Raw genomic sequence first — 8,235 nt, forward strand, 5'->3', positions numbered from 1 at the left:
CACTCAGATAATTTCTATTTGCTATAACAAGCTGTTGTTCATAATAGGGGCGTGATGTCTGTAAAGCACTGCCCTTACTAAAATCACAAAGTAACGAATGGTTATGGTTGTACATTTCTAATGTTTGTTCAGAATAACTTTCTAATATGTCTTTGTTTGCTAACGCATAATCATATTCTGATGAATTAAAACCATTAGCGGTATAATATCCATCCAGATACTTATAATCTAAAACATCTTGTTGGCTTTGTTTAAATGAGTTTCCTTGATTTAACAATGAAATAATAGTAACCGCGATTATTACTGAAAAAACTATTTTTACAGCCTGAACTATAATGTTTATACCGCTATTTAAAGTCTTATTTTTTATCATTGCTTCCAAAGAAACAAATTTAATTAAAATACTTGTAATTAAAACACAAATTATATTTATAGCTAAAATAATAGTAAAGAAAAGTAAACTTGTTGCCAAATAAGAAAATTCAAATCGGTTTGTTAATGCGTAATACAAATTTAGCAAGCAAATTAATACTGAGCATATTACAACAAAATATTTTATTATACTAGTAATTTGCTCTTTTAAAATATGCACGGTAGAAAAGCCCATGCTTTTTTTAATACCTATTTTTTTCAAACTATAAGATGTATAAATACAGTATATTATTTGAAGCACAATATACAAGATTATAAAATTAAAAAGATTTAATTTTAACACCATACTATACGGAATAGCTTCATTTTCAAAATCGCTTATTGCAACTGACAATTGAGAAGCTATCTCTTTTATTTCATCGGCTCGTAAGTCCGTATAGAATACACCAACACTATCTAAGAAATCTTCCTTTTTCAATTCATGATATTGAAGCAAAATAGACTGAGATATAGGTTGCTTTTGTACAAACTTATTTAATGGATAGCAATATAAATCATAAACGGATTTATCTGTAGAAGTGAGCGTATTGTTAATAAGTTCTAATTTGTTTTGAGAATATTCTTCTGTAAATATTGTATAAAATTTGTCGAGAATTTCTGGCGACGTTTCTTCTAAAACGTACCCCTTCAAATTCTCGGAAGAAATATTATTTTTTTCGTAAATGTTGTAAATAGAAGTATTAAAAATATATGCGAAGAGTATTATTTCAAGAAAAATAAAAATCTTTAAAAATTTTTTCATAATCTACGCCCTTTCTCTAAATAAATATACAAAATAAGGCGTGGCAAATAGGCCCGCCCTATGTGTTTGACCAGATTTACTTAATAAGGATAATAATCATAAAATGATGTCTATAAGAATGATCAGCAAAGTCATCATAATATATTATTATCTTATCATATATAAGCAATATGTGCAATCGTTACCACGTTTTTGTGTCTCTAAATTTCTATTTATATGTTTAACCTATTTATTTTATAACTTGATTTTAACTTTACCTTATCTCTATTTGCTAAATACTCTTCCACATCAAATAAATTCTTCTGATCGTAATCTTCCAACAACTTGTAATTCTTATATTTTGTAATATCAAATTTATCAGATAAGAAAGGTCTTACTCCACAAGCAAGTTCAAGCACCTCCATATCTTTATTCAAATGAGGACTAAGATATTCACAAACTTTATCATAAACCTCTTTATCTTTTTTCATAAAAGGAGCATACAACTTAGCAAATTTATCCCAAAATTTTTTATTGCTTTTATCAATCATTTCAACGCTCCTTTTAATATAAAAATGATCCTATCAATCTTTATATTGAGCCTATTTTCTAATTGATACCTTGCAAGAAAGGAATAATAGCTGTTCCTATACCAAGTAGGAATGTAATAAATGCAGAAAGTCATATGATGTCATTCTTTTCTATTAAATCATTTTGAAGTGTCTCAAAGCATCCATTATGGCTTCTTCTTTTTCCGGTGTACACTTTGGAATAATTTGTTTCTCCTTTTTAGACTTGTTGTAATGTTCTCGTAATTCTATTCCACATTTCTTTTTTATCTGTGCAATATATAATGTCGAAACTTTTAATTCAAATTTATTCCAAACATATTCTTTGATTTGAGCATATGTTGCTTTGCTCTCCGCACTTGTCAAATCAAGCTCATCCATCTCAATTTCAATATTTATATGCTTATCGACATCAAGTTTGGACAAAAGTGCTACCGTCTCCACATGGCTTGAGTGGTCAGTATGGATAAATTTAATGATTTTTCAAAAGCCTCGTATGTGGAAATATGTTAATCAATACGCATCTTATAATACATTATATCATTCTGTAGCAAAGGAAAAACAGCCCTACAAAAGAGCTGTTTAAATTAATATTTTATTGTTCTAGTCATATTTCTTATATTAGATGACCTACAAACATTGATATAGGATTTAATAAGATTAACAGAATATTCAACAATATAAACAACCTGGACTTTTCCTTTGCCCCAAATATTAAACCTATTAGTCCGACAATTGGGCAGACAAACATTGATGTAAGTCCAGTTGGTCTTAAACTTGTAAAACCTTCAAATATATCTACTGGAAGTAAGTAAGAAATCACAAATATTACAAGTCCAAGTAGAAATATCTTCTTACTTAATTTATATTTCACAAATACTCCTCTTTCTTTGAAATTATATTGTTCGAATTAAATCTATAGTCGGTCTGTCTAAAATTCTCTTTAAGGAGAAGTGATAGATTATTAGATTAATACCATAGACAACTAGTGAGAATCCTAGGAAGCTTTTGTAATCATAATATTTTATTAAAGTATTCATTCTTAAATCAGAAGCGATTATCGACATTATAAACATAACACCTAAACTCACCATAATAGAAATTATAAAGGATTTTACCTGCTCCCCAATAAATTCCTTTTGATAGATGTTCTTTAACTCATCTACATCCATTCCACAAGAGTAAAGACTACCAATTTCTTTTTTTCTGCTCATTAGGCTTAAATTAATGGACGAGTAACCATTGGTGATATTTAATACAAAGATGATTGAAGCAATACCTATTGCAAATTTTATGAAACTTTTCACGTCCTTATATTCATTTTTTGCGATTTCTTCACCTATTGTGATATTAAATCTATCTTCAGGTGAAATTTGTTCTCTAATCATGGCCTCTACATATTCTTTTACATCTTTGGTATCAGAGTCTTTTACCTTCATATTCAAAGTATAGGCATATCCTGTATATTTCTCATCACCTGATTCTTCCATAAGTTTAAAATAAGTGTCAAAATCTGTATAAACTTTTACATCAAATGGCATTGTTCTCGACTTATATTTTCCCAAATCTGTTATAGTCTTTGAAATTTTAATAGTCTTATTATAATCATTTTCAAAGTTAATATCCAAAGTCTGTGGATTTTCAAAATATGGAATTCTCTTTGCCTTGGCTATTGGAATAGAAGAATCTTCTTGAATTGTATTGTAGAGGACAAATTCACCCTTCTTTCCTCCAAGTTCTTTTAAGTCTTTTTCTTCCAAGGCGATGATAAATCCATCCATACCCTTTGCCTTATATTTTTCTATATTCTTTCTAGCTTCCGCATCTAATCCTGCTGCCTTTGCTTCCTTTGAGAATTCGTTTGTATTTTCCACTTGAACATATTTATCTTTTGAAATATATGACTTGTCGTTAGGAATTTTATCTACAATTTCATTTAATATTTTTGGGACTTGATTCTTTTCACTAAAATAATCAACAGAAAAATTATAGCCATTATCGTAACTAGAATAATCTCTGTAGTATGTTGATATGCCAATAGTGATTATAAATACTGAAATAATAATTATCCCTATTGCAGAAATATATCTCTGTGATTTTATTGAAGCTAAGTTGTTAAGTTTTAATTCCTTCCAAAAATCTTTGGCTCTTTTCTTCTTTGATTTTGAAAAATCTATATTCCCTCTTATGCCGTCTATAATGTTTATTTTAGAAATCTTTTTCGCAGGGGATTTAATAGCTAGTGCCACAATTGTAAAAGAAACCAAAAGTATTGCTAAACTTAATAAGGGATTAAACTTTACTAGATTAAATTCACTTAATTGTTTGTCTATTTGAATGTATTTGTACAGATAATATATAGATAAAAAGCCTACAATATGTCCTAAAAGTATTGGAATTGCAGTTGTAACAAGTCCTTCCTTTAGAAGTAACAGATATATTTGTCCATTGCTAGATCCTATAGACTTGTAAATGGAAAGCTCTCTAATCTTCCTTAACCCCCAAACCCAAAAGATATTTTTTATAAAAAACACAAAGATTGCTATACAGCCAAGAACTGATAGAACGGTAACAGCCTTGCTCTTTATATTTTGTAAGGGTTCGTGTTCTACTCCATAATAGTTTATAAGACTTTTAGAAAATTCTAAATGAACATCTTTACCTAGTATTTTGTTTATTTCACTTTGTATCTTATCTCTATTTTTGTAAGCTTCTTCAAATGAATGAAATTTTACAAAGGTTCTAAAAGTGGTCATTTTATCTTGTAACCCTAGAGCAAAATTTAGTTTACTATACTTGTTGTAGACATCTCCGTAAACACCGACTAAAGTAAAGCTTTTAGAATCTTGGCTCTCAAATTTTTCCCTGCCAGTATTTGCACTTGTTGGACCTATCTCTTCTCCATCTAAAAACCTTTTGCCTAAATCAAGTTCTATCTTGTCGCCTATTTTAAGTTCATTTTCCTTTACAAGACTTTCAGATAGTACAATTTCGTCTTCCTTTGTTGCAAATCTGCCTTCAATAAGTCTCGAATACTCTCTCATTTTATTGATTGCTTTGTCTTGATAGTTTATAACGACTAAATCGTCTCCAAGCTTTCCGTTGTCAGGATCAAGAGACATTTTCCCAGCCAAGTCAATATCTTTAATGGACTTTAACTTTTCAACATCTTCATTTGAGAGTTCTTCTTTAATCTCCCCATGATAAAAGCTTGAAGCCATATAATTACCATAGTTGGATCTCAAGCTTCTATATCCAAAATAAAAAATAAAGGTGAAAAATAGACTTACAATAAATAAGGAAATAAAAATGGGAAAATTCTTCTTATTCATGTTTCTCATCTCCTACAATTTTTCCATCGACTATTGTAACAATACGGTTTGCTTGTAGGGCTATATCTTCGTCATGGGTGATTAGGATAATCGTCTGTTTTAAGGTTTTGTTAAAATATTTAAAAATTTCAATTATTTCCTTAGAATTTTTTCTATCCAAGTTTCCAGTCGGTTCATCTGCCAATATGATAGATGGGCTATAGATAAGACTTCTGGCTATGGCAACTCTTTGCTGTTGACCTCCTGAAAGCTCACTTGGAAAAGAGTCAAGTTTACTTTCTATACCAAGTTTTTTTACTATATCTGAAAATTCATCTTGATTTATTTTTCTCTTATCAAGCTTTAAAGGCAGTTCTATGTTGTGCCTTACAGTTAGATTTTGAATTAAATTATAAAATTGATAAATTAGTCCGACTTTTCTTCTTCTAAAATAGGCTAATTCTTTTGAGGAATACTTTGAGATGTCGTTACCATCTATATAAACTTTTCCATCATCCGGATTATCCACTCCTCCTATGATATGTAGAAGTGTTGATTTACCAGACCCACTTGGTCCAACAATAGCGACAAATTCTCCTCTTTCAATTTCAAGGTTGACACCGTCTAAGGCAATGACCTTAGAATTACCCTCGCCGTATTCTTTTCTTAAATTTTCTACTTTTAATATTTCCATACTTGTCTCCTTTTTCATATGTCAAGGTAAGTATATAAAAGTAAAGTGATTTTTAGGTGACATTGTAAAATTTAATTTCAAATCTTGCTCCATTTTTTGCATTGGAAACAGAAATTTCTCCATTGTTTTTCTCTATAATTGTCTTTGCCATGGCAAGTCCAATTCCAAAACCATTTGAGTCGGGCGTTTTATAAAAGCGTTTAAAGATTTTTTTCATATTCTCTTTTTCTATTCCTCCGCCATTGTCTTCAATGATTAAGCTTGTATATAAGGGATTTTTGTATGATGAAACCACGATTTTTTCACAGGTCGGTCTATTATCAGCATTCTTTATAATATTAATGAGAGCTTCTGCCAGCCAATAAAAATCTCCAATGATTCTATTTTCTTTTAAATCCGTTCTCTTTTCTACATTTATAGATCTCTTTAAATTCAAACTATCTAAGGCATAATCTACTAATTCATCTAAACGAATTTGTTCCTTTTTCATAAGATCTTTGTTCGCATCAAGACTTGATAGTTTAAGAAGAATATCTGATAGGGAATTTAATCTTAGAGTTTGCCTTTTTAAAACTTCTATATCATCATTATCTGGAAAATCTATCTCCAAATTTTCTATGGAAAAAAGCATTGATGTGATGGGAGTTTTGATTTGATGGGCGATATCTTCTAGGTATTCAATTTGCTTTTCGCTATTTTTTCTACTTGTCTCTTTTGCTTCGACTATTTCTATAAAAAGCTTGTAAATTTTATCTTCCAAAATTGAAAAATCATCTTGCTTCATAGGAATTTTATATTCTTGATTTTTCATGTTTTCTATCAGATTTATAAGCTCATTTATTCTATTTTTCTTTCTTGATTCTAAAAAATAATAAAGAAGTAAAAGACTTATTATCCAAAATACATATATCATCTCAATCCATCCTATATCCAATTCCTCTAACAGTAGAAATTACTTCCTTATCAAGTTTTTCTCTAATTCTCTTAATGGTTGATGTGAGAGTATTGTCATTTACAAACTTATCCCTATCTTCCCAAAACATTTCTAATAGCTGGCCTCTTGTATAAACTCGGTGAGGATTTTTAATAAATAAGACTAGGATTTCATACTCAAGTGGAGTTAGCTCTATTTGCTTACCTTTAAAATAAACTTTTGAATCATTTAAATCTATTTTGATATCCTTGTAAGTAATTTTTTTGTCTTGAGTTAAAGGTATTGTCCTTAAAACTGCATCAATTCTTGCCCTTAATATTGCTAGGGAAAATGGCTTTGTTAAGTAATCATCTGCTCCTTGATCTAGGGCAGCAATTATAAAATCTTCATCGTTTTTAACCGTTGTTATAATGACTCTTATGTCCTTATCTTTTAACTTTTTAATCAAATGTTGACCGTCTTTATCTGGTAGATTTATATCAAGTAGTGCCACATCCATGTTTACATTCATCATATAGGTCGCTTCGTAAAAAGATGATGCAAGCTCTACTTCATAACCATTATTAACTAAATACTTTTCCATTTGTGATGCAATTTCTTTATTATCCTCTATAATCAAAACACTCTTCATTTTAACCCTCTCATGTACTAACTTTGAAATCTATTAGAAAAATTTCTGTCACACACAATAGCTACACTATGTCTAACACTTGTGACTGCAACATAAAAACCTGCCCTGCTTAGATCAGCTAATTTATTTCAATATAGAGTCACTAACTTTTTTTATCAATTTTCAATCTCCATTCATTATTTCAATCATTTTTAATACACTCCATAATGTCTGATATATCGTAATCCAATGCCAAACAAATCTTTTCTAATGACTCTAAGTTCACATAAGAATTTTTGCTCATTCTTGAAACTATTTAGCTTGTTATGTTTGCAGCTCTTTTTAAGTCCTCTTTGTTCATTTCTCTTTCTTCTGATTTTGTTTCAAGGATTACTGCTACATCATTCATATTTTAGGTAAAAACCAACCATCTGGCTTATCTGAATACCCCTTGAAGCCTAATTGATTAAAAGTAGTTATTTGACCAGTACCTTGATTGATGTTTTCTTCAATTTCATTAAAGCCTAATACTTCTCTTGCATAATCCCTAACTTGATCTTCTGTCCTTAAACTCATTTTCTATTCCTCGTCACTAAAATTATCTTCAAAACTAATAATGTCATTAGGAGTACAAGATAAAGCCTTGCATATTCTTTCTAAATTCTTAAATGTTATTGGTTTATCCTTGCCCATTTGTGCCATAACATTTGTTGTCAGTCCTGCCATAGCTATTACATCTGTTTTTTTTAGTCCTTTTTTTGCTAATTGTATCCATAATGGTTTATAGTTAAGTGCCATAATATCCCTCTTTTTCTATTCATTATATTTATTTAATTATAGCATAAATATTGATTTCATTAAATCTTACATTGGTTTAGTGATTTGTTTTAGAGAGTTTGTTGTGTTATTCCGTCCTTATTTTGCCATAAATTGCTTAATACCTTGAGATTTAGCACCAGGGTTG

At 29.6% G+C, this 8,235-nt stretch carries 9 protein-coding genes and 2 pseudogenes; all 11 read right to left on the reverse strand.

The window, feature by feature from the left end; genetic code table 11:
* Nucleotides 1-1,174: bacteriocin-associated integral membrane family protein (locus HMPREF0072_RS08875; RefSeq protein ID WP_004829405.1), on the reverse strand; the 1,174-nt coding region annotated here is incomplete at its 3' end.
* Nucleotides 1,175-1,386: 212 nt separating this feature from the next.
* A pseudogene (locus tag HMPREF0072_RS12345) lies at nucleotides 1,387-1,554 on the reverse strand (conjugal transfer protein); the annotation flags it as partial.
* A 303-nt stretch (nucleotides 1,555-1,857) separates the two neighbouring features.
* Nucleotides 1,858-2,172: pseudogene (locus tag HMPREF0072_RS08885) on the reverse strand (23S rRNA (uracil(1939)-C(5))-methyltransferase RlmD); the annotation flags it as partial.
* Nucleotides 2,173-2,338: 166 nt separating this feature from the next.
* Nucleotides 2,339-2,596: a hypothetical protein gene (locus HMPREF0072_RS08890; RefSeq protein WP_004829411.1), complete on the reverse strand. Its 258-nt coding sequence runs from the start codon at nucleotides 2,594-2,596 to the stop codon at nucleotides 2,339-2,341.
* A 22-nt stretch (nucleotides 2,597-2,618) separates the two neighbouring features.
* Entirely contained in the window at nucleotides 2,619-5,054 is a 2,436-nt protein-coding gene (locus HMPREF0072_RS08895; RefSeq protein ID WP_004829413.1) for an ABC transporter permease, read from the reverse strand.
* Entirely contained in the window at nucleotides 5,047-5,727 is a 681-nt protein-coding gene (locus HMPREF0072_RS08900) for an ABC transporter ATP-binding protein (RefSeq protein WP_039931347.1), read from the reverse strand. The genes HMPREF0072_RS08895 and HMPREF0072_RS08900 overlap by 8 nt, the downstream gene beginning before the upstream one ends.
* A gap of 52 nt (nucleotides 5,728-5,779) precedes the next feature.
* Entirely contained in the window at nucleotides 5,780-6,640 is an 861-nt protein-coding gene (locus HMPREF0072_RS08905) for a sensor histidine kinase (protein ID WP_039931348.1), read from the reverse strand.
* Nucleotide 6,641: 1 nt separating this feature from the next.
* Nucleotides 6,642-7,292 (reverse strand): response regulator transcription factor, encoded by a 651-nt coding sequence (locus HMPREF0072_RS08910; protein WP_004829418.1) that lies wholly within the window; start codon nucleotides 7,290-7,292, stop codon nucleotides 6,642-6,644.
* Nucleotides 7,293-7,473: 181 nt separating this feature from the next.
* Nucleotides 7,474-7,575, reverse strand: a complete 102-nt coding sequence (locus tag HMPREF0072_RS12515; RefSeq protein WP_248601178.1) for a helix-turn-helix domain-containing protein — start codon at nucleotides 7,573-7,575, stop codon at nucleotides 7,474-7,476.
* Nucleotides 7,576-7,676: 101 nt separating this feature from the next.
* On the reverse strand, nucleotides 7,677-7,847 hold the full coding sequence (locus tag HMPREF0072_RS12025; RefSeq protein WP_004829420.1) for a hypothetical protein: 171 nt from the start codon (nucleotides 7,845-7,847) through the stop codon (nucleotides 7,677-7,679).
* 3 nt (nucleotides 7,848-7,850) lie between these two features.
* Nucleotides 7,851-8,069, reverse strand: coding sequence for a helix-turn-helix domain-containing protein (locus HMPREF0072_RS08920; RefSeq protein ID WP_001207345.1), 219 nt, complete (start codon nucleotides 8,067-8,069; stop codon nucleotides 7,851-7,853).
* Nucleotides 8,070-8,235 lie beyond the last annotated feature (166 nt).

Origin of the sequence: Anaerococcus lactolyticus ATCC 51172 (genome assembly GCF_000156575.1) — a bacterium.
In the GTDB taxonomy this organism is placed as follows: Bacteria; Bacillota; Clostridia; order Tissierellales; family Peptoniphilaceae; genus Anaerococcus; species Anaerococcus lactolyticus.